The sequence below is a fragment of the Synechococcus sp. Cu2B8-bc1011 genome (assembly GCF_047302735.1).
GTDB lineage: Bacteria > Cyanobacteriota > Cyanobacteriia > PCC-6307 > Cyanobiaceae > Synechococcus_C.
In genome coordinates this window covers 2,190,667-2,214,874 of the sequence record NZ_CP138915.1, presented here as the reverse complement: position 1 = coordinate 2,214,874, position 24,208 = coordinate 2,190,667, and the positions used below count along the sequence as shown (strand labels likewise).

The following is a 24,208-nucleotide window of genomic DNA, read 5'->3' as shown; positions in this document are numbered from 1 at the left end:
TGTACAACTCACAGCCTCTCCCAGTCCGCTGGAACGCTGTGTTTTGGGGTTCAGGCGTAGGGACCAAAGTGTGTTGCACAGGTCGCTCCGCACTGGGCTCCAAGCTTGATCGCGTCAGGGATGGACACTCCTGCAGCAAGTCCGGCTGTTACGCCAGCTGCAAAGCTGTCGCCGCATCCGTAGGTCTCTATCAGGGGGCCGGGGAGAGGTTGGGCTTCAAATCGGCCCCCTGGACTGAAGAGCCCTCCCTTCTCTCCTTCGGTGGCGATCCGCAAGGTTGGCGCTGGGGTGAGTGCACCCTCTTCGATCGACTCGCCTGGATCCAAATTGCTGCCGATTAAGGCATCGAGACTGACTCCTGCCTCTTGAAGAAGCGGTAAACGAAGGCGGGGGGTTGCCGTTAAAACCTTGGCTGCTCGTGCCAGCCTCAGGCCCTGCGGATCGGTTGCCGAGACGAACACCCCATCGCAATCGGCGAGCTGCTCCCAGGGCAATGGATCATTGGCTACCGGCGTCAGTCGCTCTCCGATCACTGTGATCGCCCGATCTCTGCTGTGATCAACCAAGCTGATGCCGCGTCGGGTGGGTTGGTCCCGCCAGGCCACAATTGGGGTGACACCCAACTCACGCAGGCGGGCTTCGCTTCGTAAGCCGATTTCATCCTCCCCGAGGGCCGTGAAGAAGGTCACTCTTTGGCCCGTCAGTCTGGCCAGTTGAACAGCCACGACAGCTCCGGCTCCAGCCGGTTCTTCTAGGGAGCGATGGGCACGGCTGATCTGCCCAGGCGCCGGCAATGCATCAACGGCAAGGAAATTAACCCACTCAAGGTGCCCAACAACAGCAAGCGTGAGATCAGCGGGAAGGGATGCCATTTAAGGAATCGGCAAAACAGATTTCGCCGCATCGCGCAGGCGCACATTGATGGGACCGCCTACCTCGGTTACTGATACGGCTCCACCCACGGTTAACTGATCTTCGTCGGATGTTCCTACAAGGACAGGACCTTCATTCACACCTTGCACTTTGACTGGGGCTATGACCTCGTCAACTGAAACCTGTCCTTGGACTTCAAGAGACTGATTGGAATCAATCAAGACAGGTTTGCTGACTGACACTTGGCCTTGGACAGGAATAGCTTCAGAGGCTTCGATGGGGAGTTTTGTCGAAGCTTCAATGGCGATCGATCCTTCACTTTTCACGCGGATAGGTGCCTTGAGTTCGTCAACAGTGACTCCACCAACCAGGCGAACTGGAAATGGCTGATCGAGGGGCAGTCCGATCGGGATGGGTTGGCGGAGAATCTGGATCGCAGCAACAGCGACTGACCATGCCGCAATGACAACAGCGAGGGGCCAGCGGCTTGCCATTGCCAGCGTGAACCAGCGTGGTTCGTCGTTGTTTGGCATCAATCTGTTTCTAATAACCAAGCCGGTTTTACCGGATTTTTAGAAAAAAATTAGTGATAGAGGACCAGATTATAAAAATGTCCTAAAGCTCATATTCTTCTTCAAATTGATTAAGGAGACCTTTGTAGAGCACCAGTGTTCCTTCACTTTCTTCAGTAATGCCCTCAGCCTCGTAAAGCTGGGCGAGGTGGGTGCATGCGGCGTGCACCTGTACAAAGGCTTCGGCGTATTCGTTTTGAATGTCTTCTTCTCGGATGTCTCGAATTAACGCGGAAATAAACTCAACTTTTTTATGGGCCGCTTTAATTTCGGCCTCCATGTCTTTGCTTAGTTTGCGCCGCTTTCGAGCCATTGGCTTGGACTGTCAGCCCTTAATCCTAAGGCTAGGGGGCTGACAAGCCTTGTCTGGTCTGATCAGAAACAGAAGGGGAGCGTCTGAACGCTGCAAGTGACGTAGCCGTCAACGAGGGGGCCGAGGCCGATTTGATGAAGAATCCCCTGGCCTGTAAGTCCTTCAGTGATCACACCGATGACGAAACCGATCATGGCCGCACGACCGTTGAAGAGCTCAACTTTCTTCAGTTGATCTTCGTGAATGGAGCGAGCTGCTTTGCCTTGGAACCAGGCGTCGTTAGCGGGAGTGCGTTCCATGGAGGTCATGCAATTGAAACGAACTGTAACAGAGATTTGACGTTGGGCAGCATTGCGTTTAAGGCCTTCTCCAAATCACTGGTGTTCGTCGCTTCGGGTACAGCTCGCGGCACATTGGGCAAATCGTTCCGTCGCATCCGCGAGCAGTGCAGTGCTCGCGTCCATAAAAAATGATTTGCAGGTGGAGCTTGTTCCAGCGTTCCGGTGGGAATAGTGCTTTCAAATCCTTTTCGGTGCGCTCCACGCTGTCTCCATTGCTGAGTCCCCAGCGCTGCGCCAGGCGATGTATGTGAGTGTCCACGGGGAACGCCGGTACTCCGAAGGCTTGGGCCATCACCACGCTGGCGGTTTTGTGGCCAACGCCCGGCAGTGCCTCGAGCTCTTCAAAGCTGCTCGGCACTATCCCCCCATGCACCGTGGTCAAGAGGTGAGCGAGTTTGCGCACGTTTCGGGCCTTGGTTTTGGCAAGCCCGAGCTGGCGGATGTGACCGAAAATCTCCATTTCCGTCAAAGCCGCCATGGCACTTGGTGTTGGACCAGCAGCAAATAAGGCTGGTGTGACTTCATTGACTTTTTTGTCGGTGCACTGCGCACTAAGGAGCACTGCGATCAGCAGGCTGAAAGGGTCGCTGTGATCGAGAGGAATGGGTGGATCTGGATAGTGCTCATCCAGGCGGTGGAGCAGATGGGAAGCACGCTCTTTTCTGAGCAATGGTCATCGAGTCGCAGGACTGCCATCATGGCCACACTGCTTTTGAGGCCATGGCATCTCTTCGTAGCGATGGCTTATCAGAGGCCAATTCGGCCTATGAGCGTGCGATCGCTAGAGAAGAAAGCGCTGTGATCCCTAAACAGCGGATTGAAGCGGCTGAACCCCGCGCGCCCCATGAGAACTCTGAGCCGGAAGACGATGGAGACAGCGATCTCTATCGCCATCACAGTCGGCAGCAATCGATCGAGGGAGGGTGAAGCCTGATCTTTGACTCCATGCCCCCTCCTCAATTCAGTCAGAGATTGACTTCTAAGAGTCAGGCTGAATCGCTTTTTTAATGGTGTCCACGCCTTTCTGGATCGTTTCTCTCGGCGCCTCGATCATTCTTTTCTGTGTGTTTGACCAAATGGTGACGGCGTAGACCAGCGCACCTCCAAGAATTAATGCCGCCAGAACCAGTCCAATTCCAGTGCCGCCGCCTCCTTGCTTGATCACGACAGGTTGCTGCTGATTGTCTTCAGACATAGGGGAGCCTTTCTGCTTCGATCAAAGTGAGTACGCCAAGGTCTTAGCGACACGAAGCATGGTTGTCAGGTTGCTTCAAGAAGCTTTGAAGAATGCATCTTGAAAGGAATGAGTGATCAGGCTCAGTGATCAGCGATCCCATCAGTCCTGAAGGACTTGGATTGATGGTTGGCCTAGCGTCTCATCGAACAAGCATTTTCAAAAGGAGCTGCCGTGAACACCGCCGTGAGGGGGATTCTCTACGTTTCGGTTTGGGTTGTTGTGTGGGGTGTGGCCTCATCACTCGTTGATTGGGTGTTGTTAGGCGGGGAGGTTTACGAGATGGGATCTTTTGGTCAAGTGGCCACCTTTATCGGCTATGGAGCCGCTTGCTCTGTCTTGGCGGTTCGACTATCAGGTCGCTTTCTCAAATCGGCTGAGGATCAAGCCGACGGCTGATGAGGCTCCCGTGACACAGCTCCGGCTGCCAAAAGGCCAGCGATGAATCCACTCGCGTGACCAATCCAGCTCACCCCCGCGGGTGAGGCCCAAGGCAGCAATCCAGGCAGGGCGCTTCCGTACAAGGCAACGGCGATCACGCTTAGAGCGATGGCTAGCGGTCTGCGTTCAAGAAATCCGATCAGAACGAGGTAGCCAAGGAGTCCGTAGACGACTCCTGAGAGCCCGTGACTGCCAACCGGCCAAAACAACCAGAGCGGAATTTCGAGAAGAATCACGGCAATCCAAACCGCTACATAACCGCGCAGGCTTTTCAACAGCACGAGATAGCTGAGCGGGAGAAAAACAATGCTGTTCCCAATCAGGTGACCAAGATCTCCATGGCTGAACGGAGCGGTCAGAAGGGTCCACCAAGGAGTGCCGGGCCCCATCGCCAAATTCCAGCGTCCGCCCAGCAGGAGTTGGTCGATGCCTTCCTGCAGCCAGGACAGACCTAACAGGATTAAGGGAAGAATGATCACTGCACTCTGAACGTCACTCCCATCACGGCGGTGATGTCTTTGTCGATGGTGCTGGTGTCATAGGAGCCATAACTCCCCATTTTTGTGGAGTTCGGCACGGTGATTTGGAAGGTGCCTGTGTCGGCATTGGTGATCGCTCCTATGCCGGAGCCCGCTTGTCTCGCGATCGCAATCGCTCGATCTCGAGCATCAGCGGTGGCTTTGGCCAGCATATCGACACGTTTTTCGGCCAGTTTTGTGTAGGTGTAAGCCGGAGGCTGAATGGCCAATGACACACCGTCGCCAATCAGGTTGCTGATTTTGTTTGATGCCTTGCGGATTAAGGCCACATCTGAGCTGCCAACGTGGATGGATTGACGTGCCGTCCACTCGGTGCTGGTGAGCATCCCGGTCACACGGTTGCGAATATCGTTGCGATCAGTCCGTAAAACAGTGAGTTGGGTGCTGCTTTCTGGGATGCCAGCATCGAGCAGAAATGCAAGCGTGCGCTTTAAATCGGGTTGCAGATTTTGATAAGCCTGCTGCTGGCTCACACCATTCCCACTCACGGTCACGGTCCAATCGGCATAGTCGCTGCGCAACCTTTCAGTGCTGGCACCGGTCACGGTCACGGTGTCTGTTGCGGTTCGAATTCCTTTCACAGCAACAGCTCCGGCGACAACTAGCCCGCAGCTCAGCACCACCATGGGCAACACCAGGGGAGGCGTTCGACGCCATAGCGACAGCTGGTTTTGGCCTGGGGAGGATTGTTCTGGCATGGACCTTGGTGCTTTGAACCATTTCAACCGATCTTTTGATTGGGAGGTGTTGTTCGCGATCACAGCTGTGACTGGCTATGACCCGAGTTCGGATCTCTGATTGGTGATTGATGCCAAAAAGTGCTGAGGTGATCGTGATTGGAAGCGGGATCGGCGGCTTGTGCTGTGCCGGTCTCACTGCCCGGGCTGGAAAGGATGTTTTGGTTCTAGAAGCCCATAGCCAGCCAGGCGGCGCTGCTCATGGCTTTGAAAGACAGGGCTATCACTTCGAATCTGGCCCATCCCTTTGGAGTGGATTGTCACGTTGGCCAAGCAGTAATCCCCTTGCTCAAATTCTGCGTGCGTTGGATCAGCCACTGGATGTCTTGACCTACAAGGATTGGGATGTCTTGTTTCCAGAAGGACATCTCCGTGTTGGTGTTGGAGGAAATGGCTTCGAACGCGTGGTGGAAAGGCTGCGTGGACCTGGGGCTGTGGCTGAGTGGCAGCGTTTCACCGCCGTGTTGCAGCCGATTGCAGCAGCAGCAGATGCCTTGCCATTGCTGGCGTTACCGGCATCTGTGGATGGAATTGGTTCTCTGTTGAGCCGTAGTGGACGACTGGTTCAGCATTTGCCAGCCATCCGCCATCTCAGTGGTGCGTTCGGGCCTCTAGTTGATCGTCATCTCCAGGACCCATTTCTTCGCCACTGGGTTGATTTGCTCTGTTTTTTGATCAGCGGTATGCCGATGGCTGACACCAACGCAGCCGCGATGGCCACTTTGTTTGGTGAATGGTTTGACCCTGAATCGTGTCTTGATTTTCCGCGCGGAGGCAGTGCGGCCGTCGTGAACGCACTCGTGCGCGGCATGGAGTCATACGGAGGCCGCTTGCGGCTTGGTGCAACAGTGACCCGGCTGCTTCTCGACGGTGATCGTGTCATCGGCGTCGAGCTCAGCAATGGTGAGACGCTTCACGCCGATGTTGTGGTGAGCAACGCGGATGCCTGGGGTACGGCGGCTTTGTTGCCTGAGATGGCTGCAAAGGCTTGGCGTCAGGAACGGCTGTCATCTCCTGGTTGTCATTCTTTTTTGCATCTTCATCTCGGATTTGATGCGAACGGTCTTGAGAATCTGCCGATCCATACCGTTTGGGTTGGTGACTGGGAACGGGGCATTGATTCTGAGCGCAATGCCGTGGTGGTGTCGATTCCAACTGTGCTCGATCCAACGATGGCGCCTGAGGGCCATCACGTGCTTCATGCCTATACCCCGGCCAATGAACCCTGGTCAATGTGGGCTGGTCTTCAGAGGGGAACGCCGGCTTATCAGGAGAAACGTGGACAACGCTGTCAGGTGTTTTGGGATGTGTTGGAGCAACGGATTCCCGATCTCCGCGGTCGTTGCAAAGTGGTGATGGAGGGAACTCCTCTTACCCACCGTCATTACCTATCCACGCATCAAGGCAGCTATGGCCCTGCGTTGTCGGCATCGAAAGGGCTGTTCCCTGGGGTGACCACTCCTCTTGAGGGGTTTTTGCAGTGTGGTGCGAGTTGTTTCCCAGGGATTGGTATTCCACCCGTGGCTGCAAGTGGTGCGATGGCAGCCCACGCCATTACCGGTCGCAGGGCCCAGCGGGACTTGCTTCGCGCGCTCGACCTGTAAGCGCAGGTTCTGATTGACAATTCAAAACTCTCAGCTTCTCAGCAATGAAAAATGACTTGAAAGAGAGGAGAATTTGATGTGTTATTTGTAAGGTTTAAATCAGAATCAAATTTAAATAATGAGCTTGATTTTGTTGATTGTTGAGCCAATCTCTACGGGTTTGTGTTGATGTGATTTCGTTTTGAGCTGGGGCTGGAAGGCTGAGCTTCCTCTCAAGATTTTTGATTGTCTTGTGGATCATGTCTTGATCATGAGTCGATGCTTTTGCGCGCGACAACTGCGAAAAATGGGTCGCCTTTGCCTCCTACCAGTCCCATCAACCCAGAGGCTTTTGTTTCTTCCGCAAACACCCGTACGTCAGACCATCCATTGGCTTGCAGCACCGTGCCGACGTAGTCGAGATGCTGCGTGTCGTCGTTATCGGTCCAAACCTGCGGAGCCTTCGTGAAAAACATCCGATTCGAAAATGCAACGATGGCTGTGCCATTGGGTCTCGTGACCCGGAGCATCTCCGACGCGACATTTTCTGGTTGTGTCCAGTATTGCCAAGCAGCAACAGCAAGACAGGCGTCAACGGATGCATCCTTTAAAGGGATTGTGGGATCCAGGTTCATGTCTTGGACGTAGTGACTGTCGAGCCTTGTGTTGGCTGCGAGTTCCGCTTCATTCATGCCATGGCCAATCACTCGCTCGTAATGGATCTCTTCTGGCAGGTGACTCACCCAAGACGAACCCAGGTCAAGGACAACAGCTCCAGACGGAATATGTTCTTTGTAAAAGCCCGTTAGACGTGTCCTGAAGCTTTCGTCTAAGTGCTGGACGAAGCGTGGTTCTGAATAAAAGATTCGATCAGGCTCGCGGTCGAGCTTGTATCGCTGATCCTCAGTAAGAATTTGAACTGCCATACCTTTATTTTGGCGCGTTTGTTGGCTGCCCTGCGAGTCAGACCTCACTCCTCTGGTGGCAGCTGTTGCCAACCGCTGGTCCAAATCTCTTGGTTTCGGAGTTCGTTCCAGTTGATGCGCAGTCGCACGTTTGAATCAAGAACTGCTTCTAGTTCCACCCATCGTGAATGCCCTTTCCCGCCCTGAAGGATGAGGCGAAAATGTCGGTAGCCCTCCTGGGGTAAAACGCTTGTCCAACATTTAGCAACGGTCCAGCTCATGGTTATGGTGTGGAGATCTTCTTTGAAACGTTGGGACTCTGGCATGTTATTCGTTGTATTTCAGTGGTGTTATTATTGAAACTGCTTGGATTCGCTTTAGCGTAAAGTGTTGGATTTACTGCGAAGGTGATTGGTCTTGTGATGCTTGTCAGGCCACAAGGCTATGAGCATTCTGCTTGTATTTAGAATCAGCTCAATTGAGTGAATTTAGTCTTCGACAATTTAATGCAGAAGGAGCTGCTCGAATGATTGTATTTTATGAATTTATTTTGAACAGATTGGTTAGAAAGTTTGGCTTCTCGTCTTATCGGTTTTGAAGCTTTTGTATTTGCCGGAATTGTTTTCACTATGATTTCGATCTGTCTTGGCCATGGGCTTTGTTAAGGCTTTTTTTATTCGTTTCTGTTGATCCATCTTGGGTCTTTGGCTAATGGTTGTTGTGATGTATTGTCTTGCTCTGTTTAATTCTGAACAGTTAACGTATTGATCCCGGTGGCTTTTACCCATGCAGCAACGGCTTCTAGGTTGTTGCGATTAGGAATGCAAAGACATCCACTTCCTGGATTGCAATGGTGTATGCCGAGTCCACTTCGGTCTGTTTTGAATTGTGGCTGCAAATTCAACCAGATGTCTGTTCCCCATGGCTCTGGCTGCCCCAGCAAATAGTCTCCGATTGGCAGAGCTGCTCCATTTCCTGGGCTCCAACGCCGGTCGGCGGTGGGATTGGTGTTGTATCCGCTGATGGCAGGCCATAGGGCAAGGCGTTTGCTCCCTTTAAATAATTCGACCACCCATTGGCTGTTGCTCATTGTGTCGGTGCTGCGAAGACGCCTGGCTTTGAGTGAAAAATCGTCGTGATTTCCCTGAAGGAGGTCAGCATTTGGACCGGTTTGGCCAGGATCAATTATTTTTGACTGTTGTGCATGGCGTTGTTTGATGTTGTCTGCGCTATTGGACTGCCTTGCAGAATTTCCCGGCTCACAGCTCATGATCAATAGCAAAGGTGCTGCCAAAAACAGTCTTTGAATGATGCGAAGCATTGCTTGAAAATGCATGGATTTTCTGTTGGTTTCTCTGCGCTTTGGTATGAAAATAATCGTGTTTTGCCAAGGTTTTAAGTTTTGTTGGTCAGTTGATTTAGCCTTCTAGGCTTAAATTAATCATACCTTGTCTTTTTAGGCTATTGGGATTCAGCCTTTTGTGCATCGGTTGTTTTGCTCTGAGTGATTTCTCTTCCTGCATTAGCTGTTTTGGCTCGTCATATTGAATGCTCTCTTGCTATCGAAAGGCTTTCTGTTGATGCCCATTTTGGCCATGAACCAGAGGTCTTGCTACCAATGAGTGGTGATCTTTTTTGACTGATATGAAGCGTTTGGTTTGTTTTGGTGTCGCTGTATCTGGGGTGGCTACTATTTCATCACTACAATTATTGTTGGGGCCTGAAAGAGTCTCTGCGAAGACCATCGCTCGTGCTCAAGGCGTGTGCCGATTGATGAGTGGTGGTATTGCCACATTTCAGGGTCATTGCGTCAGTCAACAAAAGGTGAATGCTGGCACCACCGTGTTGGTGATCAAGCTTGATAATGGCGCCGTCTATCGCTTTCGCGGACCTTCCAAGGAGGCGCTGCAAATTGAAACGTCTTCTGGATTACACAACGCGCAATTTCGTGATCGCCGAAACAGTAGTGTTTTTTCATGGAACGATGGAGGTCAAGCGCAGCGTCTTGCTGTTCGTTTAGAAACTGCGCACGATCCGAGTCCTAGCTATGACAATTCTTCCTCGACGAGTACGGGGGCTGCAATCGGAGCGTTTGCAGGAGCTTTGATCGGTAGTTTGATTCAAGGTCACTCTGGCCATGGCGGTGGAAATCAGCGCCAGCATGCAGAGTCCACATGTCTTCGCGCGGTCTCGAATCAGGTTGGGCGAAGGCGTGATTCGCTTCAGATCGTTGGGACTGAACCCTATAAGGGGGGCTTTGCGGTTCGCGTCAATGTTCCTCGTGCCAAGGCCCCCTGGCTTTGCCGTGTGAATGGAGAAGGTCATGTGGTGCAAATTCAGCACACCCATCCCAATGGTTTCCTTTGATCCTGATTTGTGTCTTTGTATCGAGGTGAACGCCGATTCTCTTGACCGATCACTATGTTTGTGCAGTAGCAACCGCTACCCATTGCATCGTTCACCTCGTTTTTGCGAGGCGCAGATCGGCCCAAGCCAAGGAACGGGGACTTGGGTTTTCTCGGAGAACATCATGACTACCCTTCACTACAGAGGTCAGGCCTACGAAACCCGTAAGCCCTCGAACGTTAAAGCTTGCGTTGAATTGACTTACCGCCATGAGCACTACAACACGTGCCGTGAACTTGTCAGGGCTGAAATGCAAGAACATCCCTCATTGACCTATCGAGGCGTTGTTTACTCCAAATAAGTTACGCTCGATTGATTTGAGTGTCTAATTTCTTTGATTCTTTTGCCGATAGCCTTTGGTTATCGGTTTTTTTTTGTTCACTTTGAGTACGATCGAGTGATCATTGATTAGTTGTCCCAGATGCTTTTGCAGTTGGCTTTTTTGTATTGTTCTTTAGCTGCTCTGTAGTTTTTTGTTTGTTCGGAGAGATCATTGCTTGCTTGCTTGATCAGAGCTTCGTCTTTTTTGCTCGAGATGACATATCGATTGATGCTCATTTTTGCTCCCAAATTATTCATGACCCGTGTCAGTAGCTCACACTCTGTCATCGCTTGGCTTTGCTGTGGATGAATGCTGGAAATCAATAGCAAGGCAATGGTTGTTAAGGATTTCATTGGCTGATCAGTTTCCCTCCTGAATGATGCATTTTTGATCACAACTCATCTTAGTTCTCGTTTACGGTTAACCCATGGATTCTGGGGTTCTACCAGGAGATTTGAATGAGTAACAGGACGATTGCGATTACCGGGGCCTCTGGAAAAACAGGATCTCGTGTTGCTGAAGAGTTGATGGCTTCTGGAGATCGTCCGCGTTTGTTGGTCCGGTCTTCTTCTGTGATTCCCGACACCCTCATGAATGCTGAGCAAGTTCGACTCAGCTTGCAAGATCCAACTGCTTTGGATTCAGCCTTAAAAGGGGTTGATGCCTTAGTGATTGCAACGGGTGCGAGGCCTTCGATTGACTTGTTAGGTCCGATGCGGGTTGACGCATTGGGCGTGCGTTCTCAGGTGGAAAGCTGTCTGAGAGTTGGTGTATCCAGGGTTATTCTCGTGAGTTCTCTTTGTGCAGGACGCTGGCGTCACCCCCTGAACTTGTTTGGTTTGATTCTTGTTTGGAAACGAATTGGAGAGAAAGCTCTTGAGAATAGCGGCCTTGATTGGACCGTCATTAGGCCGGGTGGTCTTAGTGAAAGAGAGGAAGCACTTAACGTAGAGGGTGTGTACTGGTCAGGTCCCGATCAGCAGGAAAATGATTCCATCCCAAGACGTCTGGTCGCTCGTTGTTGCTTGGAGGCATTGAATACTCCGGCCTCGATCGGAAGGATTCTTGAAGTAACAAGCGATGCATCTCGACCAATCATCTCTCTTTCCGAAGCGTTATTGAGTATTGATTCCACGAGATGATGCGTCGCTACTCATCTTTTCAATCGCTCTTAATTGTTTCAGTCGCTTGCGTGGCAATCAAGCTCAAACAATACTTTTGCTGTTGATAAATTCATGGATGCCAAGCTTGCCTAGCTCTCTTCCATAACCACTGTCTTTGATCCCGCCAAAGGGAACCCGAGGATCACTTCGTACAAAATCATTGATAGCGACGCATCCTGCCTCAATCTCTTCGATGGCGATCCGCTGGGCATTGGCGGTGTTCGCAGAAAAAATAGCAGCCCCCAACCCAAAGCGCGTTTCTGAGGCCAGTTCAACCGCATGCTCGTCATGGTCTGCACGCACAAGGCTCAGCACAGGGCCGAAAATTTCATCGTCAAATGCAGGCATTCCAGGTTTGACGTTTTCAAGGATGGTGATGGGATACCACCAGCCTTGTTGTTCTGGGACAACGCCACCTTTGAGAAGTTTTGCCCCCTGTTCAATACTTTTTTCAACCTGCTGATGAACTTGTTGCCGTAGATCTAATCGTGCCAATGGTCCAATATTGAATGCAGGATTCATGGGGTCCCCCAAGACATAGGAGTGCAATTTTTCTTGCAGAAGTTTCAAGAATTGATCGTAAATATCATTGACAATAATTAATCGTTTTGCTGCAATACAAACTTGTCCGGAGCAAAGCATCCGACTTGCTGCGCAACGCTCTGCTGCTAAATCAAGATCTGCATCGTGAAGGACTAGGTAGGGGTCTTGTCCACCTAGTTCTAAAACACATTTTTTTAGATTGGCACCTGCAATCGATGCCACAGCTCGACCGGCTTCTTCGCTCCCTGTCAGGGTGACAGCGCGCACGTTTGGATGGGAAATCACCAGTTCTGCATCCGTTGATCGTATAGGCAGATTCGTGAACACGCCTTGAGGGATGTCGCAGCTGTCAAAGATGTTTTGAATAGCCTTGCTACATCCCGGCACATTGGATGCACCTTTCAGAAGGAGCGTATTTCCTGCCATTAAGGCTGGTGCAATCGCCCTGAATGCTTGCCATAGAGGGAAATTCCAAGGCATCACTGCAAATAGAATTCCAAGCGGTTGTGCCGTTACGATTGCAGTCTTGTGATCGAGTTTGATCGTTTCATCAGATAGGTGCTGTTGACCATTTGTTGCAAAATAGTCGCAGACCCAGGCACACTTTTCCACTTCTGCAAATGATTGCTGAATGGGTTTTCCCATTTCTTGGGTGATGCATTCCGCCAAGGCAACGTTGTTGGCTTTCAAGGCCTGTGAGGCCTGAGTGAGTGCTTTTGACCTGACGGAAAAAGTAGAGTGTTTCCATTGTTGGAATCCAGAATGCGCCAGCTCTATCGCTTGCACGATCTCTTCTTGATGCATGCATGGATATGTGGCAATGATTGCTCCAGTGGCAGGATTAATTGCTTCAAGTCCTTTTGCTTCTGTCATCTTTCTCTGGTGAGGACACTTTGCTAATTATGGCTTGTTATCTCAGTTTTAACTGATTTATGTCCAACGAACAGGATCTTTGGAAAAATGGTGAAGGCATGAATCGGATTCGTTTCCAAGTAAGTCTCGGCTAATCGTTAGACAGATTGCATTAAGAGGCAATGCAAATGTGCTTCCATCTTCGTCAAAAGGCCCCTCAACGTAGGCACCAATGCGCTCTGCCATTAAAAAGCCTAGGAACAGCAAGATCCCTGTGATGCTTCCCACAAAGGATGTGCCATCCATTTTGAAGTTTAATAAAAGCTGAAAACCGAAGATCCAGCTGAGCATCCGGACAAATACGTCGTAGCTTGCAGGCAATGGTGTGTTTCTAATTCTCTCGAGACCACCAATGGCATCTACGGTGGCCCTAGCAATGTCCATTAATTGTTCTCTTCCACGGGCATCAATTTTATTGTTCTCATATAATTCGCGAACAGCAATTGCCCTGGCCTCTCCTAGTTGTCTGAGAGTTGTGGTTGGTTTCATTCCTAGGTTTTCAAGGAGGTAGTCTTGGAAACGCCTTAGATCGTGATGGTAAAAATTCCTTAACTGAAAGTTAAGCTGCCAAACCATTGCAACTTGATAACGCACTAGATTTCGTCCGTGAGTGCTCATTAACTCTTCTTCTGGAAGAAGGCTTGTCAGGGTGTCTGTCCAGTTGCGGCTTTGGTTAACGATTGCACCCCATAATTGTCGTGCTTCCCACCAGCGGCCAATCGCCTGAGTATTTCTAAAACCTATAAAGATTGAGACGGTGATTCCCATAATTGAAACTAAACTGCCGCTTTGTTGCCAATTTGTAGCTACTGTTTCGGTCAAGATCAGAGTGCCAATTACGGCTAACAACAAGAGGTCGTAGCGCATACGCCATAGCAACAGCAACAGAACAACGAAGTAGTCCCGACGCGCTGTGCGCGGTGGATCGCCGTAGGGACCAGACTTAATGGGCATGGCGTTTTTGAAGATTCGCTTTGACATCGTTCTGCGACCTTGGCGCTTCACAAACATGACCTTATTGGCTGATTCTCAGCACCTCGACGTCGATCTTGCTGTGATCGGAGCTGGTCTTGGCGGTACTGGTCTTGCTGCTTCGCTTCGCCAACGCGGTTTTGACGGCACAATCTTGCTACTAGAGGCTGGTCGAGGTCCGGGTGGTCGTGCGTCGACCAGGCGTCGACGGGATGACGTGATCTGGCGGCTTGACCATGGAGCACCTTGTTTCAGCTTCAGTCAACAACCGCAGGGGCCTCTTGCTGAACTGTGGAATCCTCTTCTGGATCAAGGGATTGTCCAGCCCGATCTAGGACTTGTGGTTGGGTTGAGTGAGACGGGTTGTCTTGTTGACCCACCAGAGCATCCACTGCTCCAGGGGCCGCGTTTTCGTGGTGTGCCAACCATGGCATCCGTGCCCGAAGCTTTCATGCGGGCTGCAGGTTCCAAAACGCAAGGGGCATTTGGAGAACGAATCAGTCGCTTGCGCAGAGAGAGCGGATGGTGGTGTTTCTCTGGTCAGCGTCGGGCGCGCTCTTTGGTGGTCACAGGCAATCTTCTCGCCCATCCCCGGTCTCTAGAGATGTTGGGTTGGCCCGATGTTCCGTTGCGTTCGGCTGTTCCTCTGACGGTCGATCCCTTATTGGACACCGCACTCGCGCAAATATCTGAGATGGATGCATCGGTGCGCTGGAATTTGATGCTCGAATTTCCTCGCTGTACCGACCATCTCCCGAGACAAATTTGGTTGACCACTGATGCCCAAGAAAGGTTTGGCATCGAACGGATGGTCCTCCATCGTCAACACGATCAAAGGCTGGGTTTAGTCGTCCACGGCATCGACGACGGATCCCCGATCACGCCAGCTAGCCAGCCAGGTTTGTTGTTGGAACAGGAATCACGTCAGCGTAAGGCTCTGACTGAATTATTGCGGCCTTGGCCCGAGTTGGCTCAGGCACTCCCTCTGGCCCGTTCCTTGGGGGTGATGCGCTGGGGAGCGTCTCAGCCTCTCGATCACCCCCTCCCCAAGTCCCTTCAATGGTGCGAGCCCAGCTCGGTTGGCTTTTGTGGAGATTGGATCGCTGGCCCAGGCTTTGGCATGGCGGAAGGCGCTCTGCAAAGTGCTGTTGATTTAGCCGCTCAACTGGTCTGACAGAAGACTGATCCCAATCAAGATGCTCTGCTCAAGCATTGATCACAACAATTTCAGAATGGATTAGCAGCTCTAGTGGGCGTTCCATTGATGCGTCAATCAGCGTTCATGACGACGCCCCCTGTCTGTGTTCGAGGTGCACGGATCGACGTGATCTCATGACATTGAACACCACATGATTTCAATTACTCGTATTGAGACAAGGCCGCCTCCAATCGTCGAAGACGTTGTGCGTTGACGCCAAGATCTGATTCTCCAAGTCTTGAAACTGAGCGTGCCTGGAGAACGGAACGTTCCGTATCGGCATAGAGCTCTAGATCGTCCACGAAGCCGAAGATCTGACTGCTGGCCGTTGCATGGAGGTAGTTTGATCGCTGTTCGACGATCTCGGATCGTGGGGTTTGTTGGATGACTTTGGTGAGTTCGTTCAGGCTTCCGATTGGATCATTTCGCTCCCACTCAAGTCGAGCGCAGTGTGCGGGTGATTCGCAAGGACTCAGTTGACCTTGATGGATGCCCAGATCGCTGGGCATCGGCCCGACGAAATGAAACAGTGCCAGAAGGAATGAAAAAACGGTCAAGACCATAGAAAAGGTGTCTAGGAGTTGATCAAGGGTTGAAGGGAGCAGATGGTCATGGCATTGAGCACTGCAAAGGCAGGCTTATCAGTCTCCTTTCTTCAAGGATCGCTCGCTTTGGAGTCAGCTTGACTTGTTCTGAACGGCCAATCTGCTCGTTAAGCCATTTCTACTCACGTCAAGGATCATGATCCGACGATCATGGCGTCAGTCGTGAGGTAGCCGTGCACCCCAGCTGGAGTGAACAGTGGTGGCCTGTGGCCTATTTGCGCGATCTTGTTCGGACCCGTCCCCAGAGATTCACCCTCCTTGAGCAAGACCTGGTGTTGTGGTGGGATGCCCCAGGCCAACGCTGGAGGGCTTTTCAAGATGTCTGCCCTCATCGACTCGTTCCTCTCAGTGAAGGCCGTATTAATGAGGCTGGTCACTTGGAATGCCCTTATCACGGTTGGAGTTTTGATGGGCAAGGCACTTGCCGGGCGATCCCGCAAATGGGGGAGCGAGGCCGCCCGGAATCAAAGCGAACGGGTTGTGGGAGCTTGCCTACAGCAACAGGTCAGGGATTGTTGTTTGTCTGGAGTGGCACCCCTTCAGCGGCAGACCCTGCCGCACTTCCTTTAGTTCCCGTTCTTCAGGATCAGGGAGATGGTTGGGCGGATGGCTGGATTGTGCAGGACACCTTCCGCGATTTGCCGATGGATGCCCTCACTCTTCTTGAAAATGTCTTGGATGTGAGTCATGTTCCTTTCACCCATCACCGCACCGTGGGCAAAAGGGAGAATGCCTCTCCCGTGGATGCTGTGATTACCCACGAGGACTCGCAAGGGTTTGAAGCGTTTTGGCAGGAAGGTCCTCGCAAGGGAAAGCTCGGCTCACAGGACACGCACTTTCGAGCTCCCCAGCTGATGTGGCACGACCTCACGGCCAAGGGTTTTGCGCGCATTTTGACGGTGGTTTACGCCGTACCGATCAGCCCAGGCAAATGTCGCTTGTTTGCTCGGTTTCCCTTTCAGTTCAAGGCAGCTGCTCCTCGTCTCTTGGTGGGACTGCGGCCTCGCTGGTTGCAGCACATCGGGAACCACAAGGTCCTGGAAGACGATCAGGTATTCCTGCACTGGCAAGAACGGGTCCTTGAAACCGCTGGTGGTAGTGCTGCTGCTGAACAGGCCTTTGTCCTCCCAACTTCAGCCGATTTATATGTCAAGGCCCTGCATCGCTGGGTCAACCGCCAAGGTGGTGGACCCTTTGCGGGGCGACCGCTTCCACCTCGTCAAGATGTGGAAGCCTTAATGGACCGATATCACAGTCATACCAAGCACTGTCGCAGCTGTTCGGTTGCTCTGCGTCGTATTCGCTCCCTACGGCCTTGGCTTTGGGGATCGCTATGGCTGTCTGCTGTGTTGATGGGAGCCGGTCAGTTGAGTTGGCTGCTTTGGTTGGGTGTCGGTCTTGCTGGCTTCAGCGGACTTTTGCTTCGACAAACATCACGTTGGCAGCGTGGATTGCTCGTTGGGGATGGTCAGGCGCCCCGAAATCAGCGAATCTGAGACAGTCTGCTGAATGAGCACGATGATCAGCGTCACATCGCCTTGTCCCGAGAGCACGATCGTGGCTCTTGGGTTGCGCGACTGGCCGATTTGGGGCTGCGACATCAGCACATTCCCCTGGACGTACGACCAGAGTGAAACCTGTCTGTTGCTGGACGGGGACGTGACGGTGACCCCGGATGGGGGCGAGCCCGTCCGCTTTGGGGCTGGAGATCTTGTTGTGTTTCCAAAGGGAATGAGCTGCACTTGGGAGGTTCACCAACCTGTTCGCAAGCATTACCAATTCGGTTAAACGCCTCGCAAGACGCATTCCGAATGCAGTGTTGATTGGTATGGGAAGAAGCTCAGATGTCTGAGTCTGGGCTCCACTGTGGGCTGCAGGGCCTCCATCCAACGCGTACGAGCTCTTGCCAAAGTTGATCAGCTGTTTGCTGGCTCAAATGCACACGCGTCTTCAACAAGGGAGGGTCACCTGAAAGAGGTCGCCCTGAATCCACGAAGACGTATGGATCACGGCTCCAGCTCTTTTCGTCGGTGTGGAAGCGTTTCGTGTCAGTGGAGTTGGGGTCCTGGATCCAGTCCTGGTGTGGCATGTCTTTCGAGGGCTGATGACAGAGTGATGCATCCACGCTTCAGCCTGGAAAGTGGCGTAGGGCGAGCTCGGAGCCAAGAGTCTGTCGCTGGTACAGATGTTCTAGTTGAGTTGGTCGCGCGCGTCAATGCCGAGGTTGTTGCTGGTTAAAGCTGAATCAGGCTTGCTCGCTCGATTGCGGATATGTCTGTCTGGGAAGCGGAGAGTGCTTGAGCCAGTACCCGTTAGCTCCTTGTCGAGACGATGGGGCCAACCTGGTGTTTGCCGTTCGCTAGGTCTGGGGCTGTGAGCTCACCGCGCTTACCACCGACCTCCTCGTGGTTAAGACGGTGAATCAGCCCCCAGGTTGTGCATCTTCCGTTTGATCAAGTCCATCAGGCGGCCTTATGGAGGCGGAATGCTGAACTGGTTTGTTGTATTGGTGTTGTGGAATCAATCAATCATTCAGGACAACCTAAAGAGAGGCGCTCACTGTTTACTTTCTCTCGCTCGGCCTCCCAAGTCGCAGCATTGACAGCCCATTCTTTTTTGAATGCTTCGCTATTCCTCGCACTGAGTTTGCAATTTAAATATTCAAATCGCCTGGAGCCTGCCGCTCCTCCGATCCAGGATTGGCTTTGAGGTCCACATTTCTTTTGGATGTGCTTTTTTCGCGCTTTTTTGAAGGACTCTTTCTCTTCAGCATTAATCCTGCTCAGCTGCGTTGAAAAGGAGTCGCAACTGGCATGAACAGAGCCGGATACTCCCAGCGCAAGCAGCAGCAGCGGAAGGCAAAGATGTTGGGGTTTCATGCTGAATGCTGCATTCATGGATGGGTCATCATCGCTCTGTAGCTCACGATTCTCAGTCCTCAATGTCCGCCCACCATCGCTTGTGAGCGTGGCTGGTGGCAGGGAGGGGGCCGCCACTCTTGATGTGCTCCCCAAGACAAACCCTTTGACACACTGGATGGTCCGATCAGATTTGGAATGTGGATGGAGGCCTCTCCTTGATCGTCACCTCTCAAAACATGGTTCATCCCAGCCAGTACCTCGTGACCGATGGTCACATTTACAAGCGCATTGAAATTCCGAATGCTTCCTCCAAGCAATGGCGGTTAGAAGAGTTAGAGATTGAAGAAGCGATCCTGTCGATGATCTCGGATTTTGGAGTACGAAGTGATGAGCCCCAATCACTGTCTTGAGACTGGTTCCGATTCAGCACAGTCGAAGGGATTGCAGCAATCAAATTCATTGCAAATTGGCCATGCCTAGAGGCCATCGTTTGTGTTTAGGAAGATTCAAACCTGATCAGTCAAACGCTATATACCCGAACCTTTTGAGGTTGCTGTGGATGGTGCAATCAGCAATTGATTACTCTTCCCCATGATCTTTTCTACGTCCTAAGTGGGTGCATGGACTTTTTAAATCAGGAGATCGGATCCAATTTTGATTAGGGTTCAGATCTCAGTGTCGAATGACTCCGTTAAGGCTGGATCCAATATGAAAGCACCAGAAGCCATACGCGCTTATCTCCAGCAAATTCCTGGCATGGAATCAGGCTCCAAGCGTTTGGTGTTGCTGTTCACTCAGCTGGGTGATTTCGACTCAATGGAATATGCCCAAGCCCTTGTGCCTGCACTGTCTCGTTTGGAGACTCAAGGGATCAAGACGTTGGCCATTGCGATTGGCGATCAAGCAGGCGCTGATCGTTTTTGCGTCTTTACAGGATTTCCAAGGTCTCAGCTTCGGGTGGTTCCCGATGCGGACCTGCATCGCAGTGTTGGGTTATCACCAGGGCTTCAAGCTGCTGGAGGCCCTTGGCCATCGCTTCTGTTGATGTGTGCAGGGATTGGTTCCCCTGGCACTCTTGCTGAAGTTCTCAGGGGATATACGGGAGACCGCAATGCTCCCGCCCGTTTTGAAGACTCTCCCCTGTTTCGCCTGGCTGGGGGAGACGGGTTCCAGCGTCCGTTCGAGCTCGCCACGGTTCGTCTTCGCAACATGAATGAAGTGCTAACGAAGTGGGGTACTTATGTACCCAACAACGCTTATCTCACGCAGCGAGGCGGCACATTTCTGCTGGACGAGGATGATTCCGTTCTCTACGTCCACCGCGACCAGGGCATCTTGGGCTTCTCGGAGACCATGAATAAGCCGCTTACTTTTCTTGATCCTTGGCTGGAGAGTAAGCACTGAGATGGATGCAGCCCAGAAGCTCCCTCCTTGGAGACCACTCTTGATTGCGGCACTCAAGCGGGAAGGCCGGTTACCAGGTGGTCGCTGGGTGCAGCTTGCAAGTCTTGGGGTTGATGGTTGCCCCAGAGTGCGAACGCTCGTTTTCCGCGATTGGAGTGCGGCGGCGACCATGGATCTGCTCACTGATGCCCGCAGTGAGAAGTGTTTAGAGATTGAACGAACACCTGAGGTGGAGTTGTGCTGGTTGTTTCGTAAGGCTCGCGAGCAGTTTCGCCTCCGTGGAACGGCAAGACTGATCGCTCCGACAGGGGATGTTGTGGCCTTGAATCAAGAGTGGAAGCGGCTCTCACCACCTGGGCGATCGGTCTGGGCCTGGCCCCCTCCCGGTGATCCGTTTGATCCACAAGGCCCATGGCCTCAGGAGGTGTCAGACGATTCGGCGATGCCAGAGCATTTGCGCCTGCTTCGGATTTCCTTGCATCGCATCGAGCAGCTCGATCTCAAGCCACATCCGCACGTGCGACGGCTGTGGTTGTCCGCCACGCAATGGCAAGAACAAAGGATCAATCCTTGAGTATCCAGAGCGCGAGTCCGCCACCGCGTCCACGGGCCGCCATCCAGCCATCAGGATTGCGTTCGATCAGAGCAAAAAAAGGGGTGCGCTTTTGATCTGGAGCGGGCAATGCTTTTTTGAGCAAGACAAGTCCACCAATCCGCAAAGTTAGCGAGTCAAAGTGAAACATCAGTAATGGCCGCTTCCCTTTCAACCAACCTGGACCTTGAAATTTGAGTTCAACAGGCCCCAAGTTGATGGCGTTCGTAAGACGCAAGTCTTTGCAGTTGATCCCTAGCCCTGCTTTGATCTCCAGGCGGGCATTCAGGCTTCTCAGCATCCAGCTGCTAAATGGATTGGCTTTTGGGTCTGCCTTCGACCAAATCGTTTGCAGATGCCAGCATCCCAGGAGATCAATGCTCTTGAGACCAGTGCCTGTTAAGCGCACTGCCTTCTCTCTCGCATTCAGAATGGCGAAATTCATGAGAGAGGCCAGGGACAAGGGAATGGTCGCATTGGAAATAAAAAAAACCTAAAACGAGTCTGTTTTTGTGTTGAGTTAGACAACCTTTCGGAGATTTTCAGAGGATGTTCTTCTGATCGTCAACGGAATTCTTAGATGGGTGAATGTTGCTATCGGAACGACTCCTCAAAAATGATAATTCTCAAATGTATTGGTGAGAATCAGTTCTTTTGTGAAAAAGTTTTGATGCCTTTAGAGGTGTACTTTTTCGAAGCGCCCGATGACGCTCGGCTGGAATTCTGGCTGCTGAATGGCGGCGAGCCAATGCTGCACACCACGGCCGAGGCTAGGGAGTATGCCCTCCTGAGCCACCGTAAGCTCGATGATCCTTGATCATGCATAGATCCGAACGTGGGCTATGGCCGATCTGCTCGCTAACGCTGTTGTCCTGAGCTGGGAGCAGCTGGATGCCTTGGCTCCTGATCCTGCAGAGCGTTGTGAAGGTCCAGCTAATGCACAAGCCACATTGCGCTTGTTCGGAGAGCCGGAGTCTCAGGTGCGAGTCACGCTATTTCGTGATCACCATGCTTGGTGCCCGTATTGCCAGAAGGTTTGGCTATGGCTGGAGTTTCGTCGAGTCCCCTATCGGATTCGAAAAGTCACCATGCGCTGCTATGGGCCGAAGGAGCCCTGGTTTACCGCCAAGGTGCCATCAGGAATGCTTCCAGCCCTTGAGTTGGATGGACGTCTTTTTACAGAAAGTGATCGCATCCTTGAAGTGTTGGAGCATGCCTTTGGCCCTTTGGGTGCAGGGATGCATGACAAACGTGTGCGCCGGTTGCGCGATCTTGAACGTCTTTTGTTTCGCGCTTGGTGCATTTGGCTCTGTACTCCCAGGCTGAACAACCGGCAGGAGCTTCAAGCGCGTGACCAATTTCAGACGGTTGCACGTCAAATGGAGGAGGCTCTGTCTGCGGGAGGTGGCCATTGGCTTGATCCTGATCATCCGGGTGGAGCTCATCCAGGAACGGCAGATCTGGTGTTCGTTCCTTACGTCGAGAGGATGAATGCATCGCTGGCCTATTTCAAGGGCTTTGCACTTCGTCAAGAGCATCCAGGTATCGATCAATGGCTCAACGCTTTGGAGCAGCTTCCGACCTATCGCGGTACCCAAAGCGATGTTCATACCCATGCCCACGACTTGCCACCACAAATGGGTGGTTGTTGGAGCAATGGAAGTCCCGAACAGCAAGCGATGGCGCGTGCGGTGGATCAAGGTGCTGGTCTCGCTGAACTCGAAACTGGTTGGTCTTCCGAGATGACTGACGATGGAGTGATGTCTTCTGAAAGGGCACTCGAGAGAGTTATGCGCCATCGTTCTGCGCTGTTGGCTCGCAATCCTCTCGGTGCTGCGTTTGATCAGCCCCTGCGTGCTGCATTGACCTATTTGATATCAGGCGATCCTTGCCAGCCAAATCCTGACAGTGCAAGTGGTCTGCGTTACTTAAGAGATCGAATTTCGGTGCCGAGAGATATGCCATTGCAGAGTGCTCGGTTGTTGAGGAAGGCCCTTGAGGCGACAGCAGCTCTTGATGGTGAGGCAGAGCCAGCCACCCCGCCCTTTGAGCATCGTTTCGATCAAGACCCAAGGCCGTTTTTGAACCCGTGAGGGTTTGCTTTGCGTTCGCTGATCGCGATCCGGCAGGCTGGCACGTTATGTGCGATCACCATGTCGAGCGGTCAAGAGGCCCCAGGGGGGTCTGGTTTTGGAACAGGTCATGCTGGTGGGAACAAGCGAAACCGAAGTGGCAAGCGCAAACCTGGTCATTCCAACCATGGTCGCGAGCGTCAGCCCTTGGGGAGGGATCCTGAGTTTGAAGCGATTTGTGCGAGACAGACCTTGGGATTAGCTCTCTCAGGGCGGTTAACTGAACAGGTGGTGAAGAGGGTGCACAAAGCATTGGCCGTGCAGCATCACCCTGATAAGGGAGGTGATCCAGAGACAATGATTCGTCTGAACAATGCCCGAGACGTTTTACTCCAGCCTGAGATGTCAGACATTGTCGCGTCGTGATTCGATGATTTTTTTGAAGCGTGATGTGTTGATGTTGATTATTATTGTTTGTCCAATTTGGAAATAACAGCAAATGAGTGGATGGGACATGAGATAATGTTTATAAGTGCATTAGCGCCATCATTGTTAGTGTGTCTAATGGTAATAATCTGTTGGTTTCTGTTTGGCGATCAGGAGAATTGTTTGGCTCAGTTCGCCTCCTGGGTTGAGTATGTGGAATGATTTTGTATTGAATGAGCAAATAATTGCCGTGTTCAGTTGATCTCGGTAACGCCGTTATTGAATTGACTTAGTAGAGGTCAATTGTTTTTGGTTTGGCTTACAACGATAAATACCAGCGGATGACATCTGCAAGTTGACCTGCTGGGCCATGACCGCTTATTAACTCTCCAATAATTGCAGCCATAAACCCCAACATTGCGACTCTTCCGTTGAGACGCTCGACAAAGTCAAGTGACCCTTGATTCCAGGGGCGTTTGGTGGTCAGGCCTTCGCCGAAAGCCTCCACGGGTTCGTATTGGAAATTTTGGCTTGACACAAGATGTCCAACAAATTGATCTCGATGGTATGCAGAGATCACTCTTCTTTTCATAGGCTTAGGACAGCCTTAAACCTGAACCCATGGATGCTGATCGTTTAAAAGCTCTGTTCACCAAACCCTATGGGCAGCCAGCACCAACAGAATCTCAATGGAGAGAGTTGTATGACGAGAACGTTTATTTTCGAGATCCAACGCAGGAATCTCAAGGTATCGAGGCATATATCAAAGCACAGGATGGATTGATCAAGCGGTGTGATGATCTCTATCTTGTCCCAGGTGCGATCTCGATTGACGACGATATCGCTTTCGTTGAATGGGAGATGGGGCTAAAAATCAAGGGAATTGAGTTTATCTATCCCGGAGTTTCTAGGCTGAAGCTTAATTTTGATGGAAAGGTCATTAGTCATCGGGATTATTTCGATTTTGTCGGCCCTACCTTTGGTCCTATTCCTGTTCTTGGCGGGTTTGTTCGCTGGCTTTACAAGAGGTTCGTCGACTGAATGAACATTCGGCCTCGAGGCAAGAAGCATCTGCAGGAGGCTTGTATCAGCGGGTCGAGGAATTCTGGGGTGAACGGCTCTGGCTTAGTTTCCAAAACGCAAGGCTTGTCACTGCTGCCCCAAACCCTAGAAAAATAGTGATCAACGCTTCGC

At 51.9% G+C, this 24,208-nt stretch carries 37 protein-coding genes; 18 read left to right on the top strand and 19 right to left on the bottom strand.

What is annotated here, in order from left to right:
- Nucleotides 1-50: 50 nt before the first annotated feature.
- From SIC18_RS11590 to nth, 5 genes are all read right to left on the bottom strand, one after another.
- Complete coding sequence (locus tag SIC18_RS11590; protein WP_413429702.1) at nucleotides 51-872, bottom strand: PfkB family carbohydrate kinase; 822 nt, start codon at nucleotides 870-872, stop codon at nucleotides 51-53.
- Entirely contained in the window at nucleotides 873-1,406 is a 534-nt protein-coding gene (locus SIC18_RS11585) for a hypothetical protein (protein ID WP_048346803.1), read from the bottom strand.
- 82 nt (nucleotides 1,407-1,488) lie between these two features.
- The gene (locus SIC18_RS11580; protein ID WP_048346802.1) at nucleotides 1,489-1,758 is read right to left on the bottom strand and encodes a hypothetical protein; all 270 of its coding nucleotides are present in this window, start codon (nucleotides 1,756-1,758) and stop codon (nucleotides 1,489-1,491) included.
- A 62-nt stretch (nucleotides 1,759-1,820) separates the two neighbouring features.
- On the bottom strand, nucleotides 1,821-2,057 hold the full coding sequence (locus tag SIC18_RS11575; protein WP_048348234.1) for a high light inducible protein: 237 nt from the start codon (nucleotides 2,055-2,057) through the stop codon (nucleotides 1,821-1,823).
- Between the two features lie 58 nt (nucleotides 2,058-2,115).
- Complete coding sequence (gene nth / locus SIC18_RS11570; RefSeq protein WP_048346801.1) at nucleotides 2,116-2,769, bottom strand: endonuclease III; 654 nt, start codon at nucleotides 2,767-2,769, stop codon at nucleotides 2,116-2,118.
- Between the two features lie 50 nt (nucleotides 2,770-2,819).
- Between nth and SIC18_RS11565 the strand changes: the two genes are divergently transcribed.
- Complete coding sequence (locus SIC18_RS11565; protein WP_413429699.1) at nucleotides 2,820-3,026, top strand: hypothetical protein; 207 nt, start codon at nucleotides 2,820-2,822, stop codon at nucleotides 3,024-3,026.
- Nucleotides 3,027-3,078: 52 nt separating this feature from the next.
- On the opposite strand, the gene SIC18_RS11560 is transcribed toward SIC18_RS11565, so the two are convergent.
- Entirely contained in the window at nucleotides 3,079-3,294 is a 216-nt protein-coding gene (locus tag SIC18_RS11560) for a hypothetical protein (RefSeq protein WP_048346800.1), read from the bottom strand.
- Between the two features lie 213 nt (nucleotides 3,295-3,507).
- On the opposite strand from SIC18_RS11560, the gene SIC18_RS11555 reads away from it, so the two are divergent.
- Complete coding sequence (locus SIC18_RS11555; RefSeq protein ID WP_048346799.1) at nucleotides 3,508-3,732, top strand: hypothetical protein; 225 nt, start codon at nucleotides 3,508-3,510, stop codon at nucleotides 3,730-3,732.
- On the opposite strand, the gene SIC18_RS11550 is transcribed toward SIC18_RS11555, so the two are convergent.
- Nucleotides 3,717-4,253 carry a rhomboid family intramembrane serine protease gene (locus SIC18_RS11550; protein ID WP_048346798.1) on the bottom strand — a complete coding sequence of 179 codons (537 nt, stop codon included), beginning with the start codon at nucleotides 4,251-4,253 and terminating at the stop codon, nucleotides 3,717-3,719. The two genes, SIC18_RS11555 and SIC18_RS11550, sit on opposite strands and share 16 nt — an antisense overlap.
- Entirely contained in the window at nucleotides 4,250-4,939 is a 690-nt protein-coding gene (locus tag SIC18_RS11545) for an SIMPL domain-containing protein (protein ID WP_413429697.1), read from the bottom strand. Before SIC18_RS11545 ends, SIC18_RS11550 begins: the two co-directional genes overlap by 4 nt.
- Here SIC18_RS11545 and SIC18_RS11540 point away from each other — a divergent pair.
- Together SIC18_RS11540 and SIC18_RS11535 are read left to right on the top strand one after the other, a co-directional pair.
- Nucleotides 4,938-5,111: a hypothetical protein gene (locus SIC18_RS11540; RefSeq protein ID WP_413429695.1), complete on the top strand. Its 174-nt coding sequence runs from the start codon at nucleotides 4,938-4,940 to the stop codon at nucleotides 5,109-5,111. The two genes, SIC18_RS11545 and SIC18_RS11540, sit on opposite strands and share 2 nt — an antisense overlap.
- A 10-nt stretch (nucleotides 5,112-5,121) precedes the next feature.
- The gene (locus SIC18_RS11535) at nucleotides 5,122-6,654 is read left to right on the top strand and encodes a phytoene desaturase family protein (protein WP_413429694.1); all 1,533 of its coding nucleotides are present in this window, start codon (nucleotides 5,122-5,124) and stop codon (nucleotides 6,652-6,654) included.
- Between the two features lie 248 nt (nucleotides 6,655-6,902).
- Here the strand turns inward: SIC18_RS11535 and SIC18_RS11530 are convergent, their stop codons facing one another.
- From SIC18_RS11530 to SIC18_RS11520, 3 genes are all read right to left on the bottom strand, one after another.
- Entirely contained in the window at nucleotides 6,903-7,559 is a 657-nt protein-coding gene (locus SIC18_RS11530) for a class I SAM-dependent methyltransferase (protein ID WP_413429692.1), read from the bottom strand.
- 44 nt (nucleotides 7,560-7,603) lie between these two features.
- A complete protein-coding gene (locus tag SIC18_RS11525) occupies nucleotides 7,604-7,864 on the bottom strand; it encodes a TIGR02450 family Trp-rich protein (protein ID WP_350223245.1) in 261 nt (86 codons plus the stop codon).
- A gap of 416 nt (nucleotides 7,865-8,280) precedes the next feature.
- A complete protein-coding gene (locus SIC18_RS11520; RefSeq protein ID WP_413429690.1) occupies nucleotides 8,281-8,808 on the bottom strand; it encodes a hypothetical protein in 528 nt (175 codons plus the stop codon).
- Between the two features lie 503 nt (nucleotides 8,809-9,311).
- On the opposite strand from SIC18_RS11520, the gene SIC18_RS11515 reads away from it, so the two are divergent.
- Together SIC18_RS11515 and SIC18_RS11510 are read left to right on the top strand one after the other, a co-directional pair.
- A complete protein-coding gene (locus tag SIC18_RS11515; RefSeq protein ID WP_157028585.1) occupies nucleotides 9,312-9,905 on the top strand; it encodes a hypothetical protein in 594 nt (197 codons plus the stop codon).
- Between the two features lie 163 nt (nucleotides 9,906-10,068).
- Nucleotides 10,069-10,245, top strand: coding sequence for a DUF4278 domain-containing protein (locus SIC18_RS11510; protein WP_071841260.1), 177 nt, complete (start codon nucleotides 10,069-10,071; stop codon nucleotides 10,243-10,245).
- A gap of 107 nt (nucleotides 10,246-10,352) precedes the next feature.
- Here the strand turns inward: SIC18_RS11510 and SIC18_RS11505 are convergent, their stop codons facing one another.
- A complete protein-coding gene (locus SIC18_RS11505) occupies nucleotides 10,353-10,619 on the bottom strand; it encodes a hypothetical protein (RefSeq protein ID WP_048346794.1) in 267 nt (88 codons plus the stop codon).
- Nucleotides 10,620-10,724: 105 nt separating this feature from the next.
- On the opposite strand from SIC18_RS11505, the gene SIC18_RS11500 reads away from it, so the two are divergent.
- A complete protein-coding gene (locus SIC18_RS11500) occupies nucleotides 10,725-11,408 on the top strand; it encodes an SDR family oxidoreductase (RefSeq protein WP_413429688.1) in 684 nt (227 codons plus the stop codon).
- Between the two features lie 63 nt (nucleotides 11,409-11,471).
- Here SIC18_RS11500 and SIC18_RS11495 read toward each other — a convergent pair whose 3' ends face one another.
- Both SIC18_RS11495 and SIC18_RS11490 read right to left on the bottom strand, forming a co-directional pair.
- Nucleotides 11,472-12,845 carry an NAD-dependent succinate-semialdehyde dehydrogenase gene (locus tag SIC18_RS11495; RefSeq protein ID WP_413429686.1) on the bottom strand — a complete coding sequence of 458 codons (1,374 nt, stop codon included), beginning with the start codon at nucleotides 12,843-12,845 and terminating at the stop codon, nucleotides 11,472-11,474.
- A 57-nt stretch (nucleotides 12,846-12,902) separates the two neighbouring features.
- Nucleotides 12,903-13,895: a bestrophin family ion channel gene (locus tag SIC18_RS11490; protein ID WP_413429685.1), complete on the bottom strand. Its 993-nt coding sequence runs from the start codon at nucleotides 13,893-13,895 to the stop codon at nucleotides 12,903-12,905.
- Here SIC18_RS11490 and SIC18_RS11485 point away from each other — a divergent pair.
- A complete protein-coding gene (locus SIC18_RS11485; protein ID WP_413429684.1) occupies nucleotides 13,894-15,030 on the top strand; it encodes an NAD(P)-binding protein in 1,137 nt (378 codons plus the stop codon). The genes SIC18_RS11490 and SIC18_RS11485 overlap by 2 nt on opposite strands.
- Nucleotides 15,031-15,215: 185 nt before the next feature.
- Here SIC18_RS11485 and SIC18_RS11480 read toward each other — a convergent pair whose 3' ends face one another.
- The gene (locus SIC18_RS11480; RefSeq protein WP_048346790.1) at nucleotides 15,216-15,617 is read right to left on the bottom strand and encodes a DUF1499 domain-containing protein; all 402 of its coding nucleotides are present in this window, start codon (nucleotides 15,615-15,617) and stop codon (nucleotides 15,216-15,218) included.
- 215 nt (nucleotides 15,618-15,832) lie between these two features.
- Here SIC18_RS11480 and SIC18_RS11475 point away from each other — a divergent pair, with 215 nt between their 5' ends.
- The gene (locus SIC18_RS11475; RefSeq protein ID WP_048346789.1) at nucleotides 15,833-17,155 is read left to right on the top strand and encodes a Rieske 2Fe-2S domain-containing protein; all 1,323 of its coding nucleotides are present in this window, start codon (nucleotides 15,833-15,835) and stop codon (nucleotides 17,153-17,155) included.
- 22 nt (nucleotides 17,156-17,177) lie between these two features.
- Complete coding sequence (locus tag SIC18_RS11470; protein ID WP_413430547.1) at nucleotides 17,178-17,447, top strand: cupin domain-containing protein; 270 nt, start codon at nucleotides 17,178-17,180, stop codon at nucleotides 17,445-17,447.
- A gap of 52 nt (nucleotides 17,448-17,499) precedes the next feature.
- On the opposite strand, the gene SIC18_RS11465 is transcribed toward SIC18_RS11470, so the two are convergent.
- Nucleotides 17,500-17,748, bottom strand: coding sequence for a DUF1651 domain-containing protein (locus SIC18_RS11465; protein WP_413429682.1), 249 nt, complete (start codon nucleotides 17,746-17,748; stop codon nucleotides 17,500-17,502).
- A 26-nt stretch (nucleotides 17,749-17,774) separates the two neighbouring features.
- On the opposite strand from SIC18_RS11465, the gene SIC18_RS11460 reads away from it, so the two are divergent.
- A complete protein-coding gene (locus SIC18_RS11460) occupies nucleotides 17,775-17,897 on the top strand; it encodes a hypothetical protein (protein ID WP_256381404.1) in 123 nt (40 codons plus the stop codon).
- Between the two features lie 290 nt (nucleotides 17,898-18,187).
- On the opposite strand, the gene SIC18_RS11455 is transcribed toward SIC18_RS11460, so the two are convergent.
- Nucleotides 18,188-18,556 carry a hypothetical protein gene (locus SIC18_RS11455; protein WP_413429680.1) on the bottom strand — a complete coding sequence of 123 codons (369 nt, stop codon included), beginning with the start codon at nucleotides 18,554-18,556 and terminating at the stop codon, nucleotides 18,188-18,190.
- Between the two features lie 179 nt (nucleotides 18,557-18,735).
- On the opposite strand from SIC18_RS11455, the gene SIC18_RS11450 reads away from it, so the two are divergent.
- The 3 genes from SIC18_RS11450 (at nucleotide 18,736) to SIC18_RS11440 (ending at nucleotide 20,498) form a co-directional block, all read left to right on the top strand.
- Nucleotides 18,736-18,930, top strand: coding sequence for a hypothetical protein (locus SIC18_RS11450; protein WP_245407346.1), 195 nt, complete (start codon nucleotides 18,736-18,738; stop codon nucleotides 18,928-18,930).
- Between the two features lie 298 nt (nucleotides 18,931-19,228).
- On the top strand, nucleotides 19,229-19,924 hold the full coding sequence (locus SIC18_RS11445) for an AhpC/TSA family protein (RefSeq protein WP_413429679.1): 696 nt from the start codon (nucleotides 19,229-19,231) through the stop codon (nucleotides 19,922-19,924).
- Nucleotide 19,925: 1 nt separating this feature from the next.
- Entirely contained in the window at nucleotides 19,926-20,498 is a 573-nt protein-coding gene (locus SIC18_RS11440; protein WP_048346785.1) for a pyridoxamine 5'-phosphate oxidase family protein, read from the top strand.
- Here SIC18_RS11440 and SIC18_RS11435 read toward each other — a convergent pair.
- Entirely contained in the window at nucleotides 20,488-20,961 is a 474-nt protein-coding gene (locus SIC18_RS11435) for a hypothetical protein (RefSeq protein WP_413429677.1), read from the bottom strand. The genes SIC18_RS11440 and SIC18_RS11435 overlap by 11 nt on opposite strands.
- Before the next feature lie 171 nt (nucleotides 20,962-21,132).
- On the opposite strand from SIC18_RS11435, the gene SIC18_RS11430 reads away from it, so the two are divergent.
- From SIC18_RS11430 to SIC18_RS11420, 3 genes are read left to right on the top strand one after another with little or no spacing between them, the layout of a single operon-like run.
- On the top strand, nucleotides 21,133-21,333 hold the full coding sequence (locus SIC18_RS11430) for a DUF1830 domain-containing protein (protein WP_250395375.1): 201 nt from the start codon (nucleotides 21,133-21,135) through the stop codon (nucleotides 21,331-21,333).
- Between the two features lie 25 nt (nucleotides 21,334-21,358).
- A complete protein-coding gene (locus tag SIC18_RS11425; RefSeq protein ID WP_250395371.1) occupies nucleotides 21,359-22,609 on the top strand; it encodes a glutathione S-transferase in 1,251 nt (416 codons plus the stop codon).
- A 60-nt stretch (nucleotides 22,610-22,669) separates the two neighbouring features.
- On the top strand, nucleotides 22,670-23,014 hold the full coding sequence (locus SIC18_RS11420) for a molecular chaperone DnaJ (RefSeq protein WP_048348226.1): 345 nt from the start codon (nucleotides 22,670-22,672) through the stop codon (nucleotides 23,012-23,014).
- Between the two features lie 319 nt (nucleotides 23,015-23,333).
- Here the strand turns inward: SIC18_RS11420 and SIC18_RS11415 are convergent, their stop codons facing one another.
- Nucleotides 23,334-23,552 carry a chlorophyll a/b-binding protein gene (locus SIC18_RS11415; RefSeq protein WP_048348225.1) on the bottom strand — a complete coding sequence of 73 codons (219 nt, stop codon included), beginning with the start codon at nucleotides 23,550-23,552 and terminating at the stop codon, nucleotides 23,334-23,336.
- Between the two features lie 83 nt (nucleotides 23,553-23,635).
- On the opposite strand from SIC18_RS11415, the gene SIC18_RS11410 reads away from it, so the two are divergent.
- Complete coding sequence (locus SIC18_RS11410; RefSeq protein ID WP_048346781.1) at nucleotides 23,636-24,055, top strand: nuclear transport factor 2 family protein; 420 nt, start codon at nucleotides 23,636-23,638, stop codon at nucleotides 24,053-24,055.
- Nucleotides 24,056-24,208: the final 153 nt, after the last annotated feature.

Coding starts and splice junctions, on each gene's coding strand:
- SIC18_RS11510 (WP_071841260.1), top strand. CDS start 10,069: ATGACTACCCTTCACTACAGAGGTCAGGCCTACGAAACCCGTAAGCCC.
- SIC18_RS11435 (WP_413429677.1), bottom strand. CDS start 20,961: ATGAATTTCGCCATTCTGAATGCGAGAGAGAAGGCAGTGCGCTTAACA.
- SIC18_RS11420 (WP_048348226.1), top strand. CDS start 22,670: ATGTCGAGCGGTCAAGAGGCCCCAGGGGGGTCTGGTTTTGGAACAGGT.
- SIC18_RS11460 (WP_256381404.1), top strand. CDS start 17,775: ATGCATCCACGCTTCAGCCTGGAAAGTGGCGTAGGGCGAGCTCGGAGC.
- SIC18_RS11525 (WP_350223245.1), bottom strand. CDS start 7,864: ATGCCAGAGTCCCAACGTTTCAAAGAAGATCTCCACACCATAACCATG.
- SIC18_RS11430 (WP_250395375.1), top strand. CDS start 21,133: ATGATAATTCTCAAATGTATTGGTGAGAATCAGTTCTTTTGTGAAAAA.
- SIC18_RS11465 (WP_413429682.1), bottom strand. CDS start 17,748: ATGCCACACCAGGACTGGATCCAGGACCCCAACTCCACTGACACGAAA.
- SIC18_RS11440 (WP_048346785.1), top strand. CDS start 19,926: ATGGATGCAGCCCAGAAGCTCCCTCCTTGGAGACCACTCTTGATTGCG.
- SIC18_RS11490 (WP_413429685.1), bottom strand. CDS start 13,895: ATGTTTGTGAAGCGCCAAGGTCGCAGAACGATGTCAAAGCGAATCTTC.
- SIC18_RS11535 (WP_413429694.1), top strand. CDS start 5,122: ATGCCAAAAAGTGCTGAGGTGATCGTGATTGGAAGCGGGATCGGCGGC.
- SIC18_RS11580 (WP_048346802.1), bottom strand. CDS start 1,758: ATGGCTCGAAAGCGGCGCAAACTAAGCAAAGACATGGAGGCCGAAATT.
- SIC18_RS11520 (WP_413429690.1), bottom strand. CDS start 8,808: ATGAGCTGTGAGCCGGGAAATTCTGCAAGGCAGTCCAATAGCGCAGAC.
- SIC18_RS11485 (WP_413429684.1), top strand. CDS start 13,894: ATGACCTTATTGGCTGATTCTCAGCACCTCGACGTCGATCTTGCTGTG.
- SIC18_RS11480 (WP_048346790.1), bottom strand. CDS start 15,617: ATGGTCTTGACCGTTTTTTCATTCCTTCTGGCACTGTTTCATTTCGTC.
- SIC18_RS11575 (WP_048348234.1), bottom strand. CDS start 2,057: ATGGAACGCACTCCCGCTAACGACGCCTGGTTCCAAGGCAAAGCAGCT.
- SIC18_RS11425 (WP_250395371.1), top strand. CDS start 21,359: ATGGCCGATCTGCTCGCTAACGCTGTTGTCCTGAGCTGGGAGCAGCTG.
- SIC18_RS11560 (WP_048346800.1), bottom strand. CDS start 3,294: ATGTCTGAAGACAATCAGCAGCAACCTGTCGTGATCAAGCAAGGAGGC.
- SIC18_RS11585 (WP_048346803.1), bottom strand. CDS start 1,406: ATGCCAAACAACGACGAACCACGCTGGTTCACGCTGGCAATGGCAAGC.
- SIC18_RS11545 (WP_413429697.1), bottom strand. CDS start 4,939: ATGGTGGTGCTGAGCTGCGGGCTAGTTGTCGCCGGAGCTGTTGCTGTG.
- SIC18_RS11455 (WP_413429680.1), bottom strand. CDS start 18,556: ATGAATGCAGCATTCAGCATGAAACCCCAACATCTTTGCCTTCCGCTG.
- SIC18_RS11515 (WP_157028585.1), top strand. CDS start 9,312: ATGAGTGGTGGTATTGCCACATTTCAGGGTCATTGCGTCAGTCAACAA.
- SIC18_RS11500 (WP_413429688.1), top strand. CDS start 10,725: ATGAGTAACAGGACGATTGCGATTACCGGGGCCTCTGGAAAAACAGGA.
- SIC18_RS11445 (WP_413429679.1), top strand. CDS start 19,229: ATGAAAGCACCAGAAGCCATACGCGCTTATCTCCAGCAAATTCCTGGC.
- SIC18_RS11470 (WP_413430547.1), top strand. CDS start 17,178: ATGATCAGCGTCACATCGCCTTGTCCCGAGAGCACGATCGTGGCTCTT.
- SIC18_RS11410 (WP_048346781.1), top strand. CDS start 23,636: ATGGATGCTGATCGTTTAAAAGCTCTGTTCACCAAACCCTATGGGCAG.
- SIC18_RS11565 (WP_413429699.1), top strand. CDS start 2,820: ATGGCATCTCTTCGTAGCGATGGCTTATCAGAGGCCAATTCGGCCTAT.
- SIC18_RS11590 (WP_413429702.1), bottom strand. CDS start 872: ATGGCATCCCTTCCCGCTGATCTCACGCTTGCTGTTGTTGGGCACCTT.
- SIC18_RS11530 (WP_413429692.1), bottom strand. CDS start 7,559: ATGGCAGTTCAAATTCTTACTGAGGATCAGCGATACAAGCTCGACCGC.
- SIC18_RS11540 (WP_413429695.1), top strand. CDS start 4,938: ATGGGCAACACCAGGGGAGGCGTTCGACGCCATAGCGACAGCTGGTTT.
- SIC18_RS11495 (WP_413429686.1), bottom strand. CDS start 12,845: ATGACAGAAGCAAAAGGACTTGAAGCAATTAATCCTGCCACTGGAGCA.
- SIC18_RS11505 (WP_048346794.1), bottom strand. CDS start 10,619: ATGAAATCCTTAACAACCATTGCCTTGCTATTGATTTCCAGCATTCAT.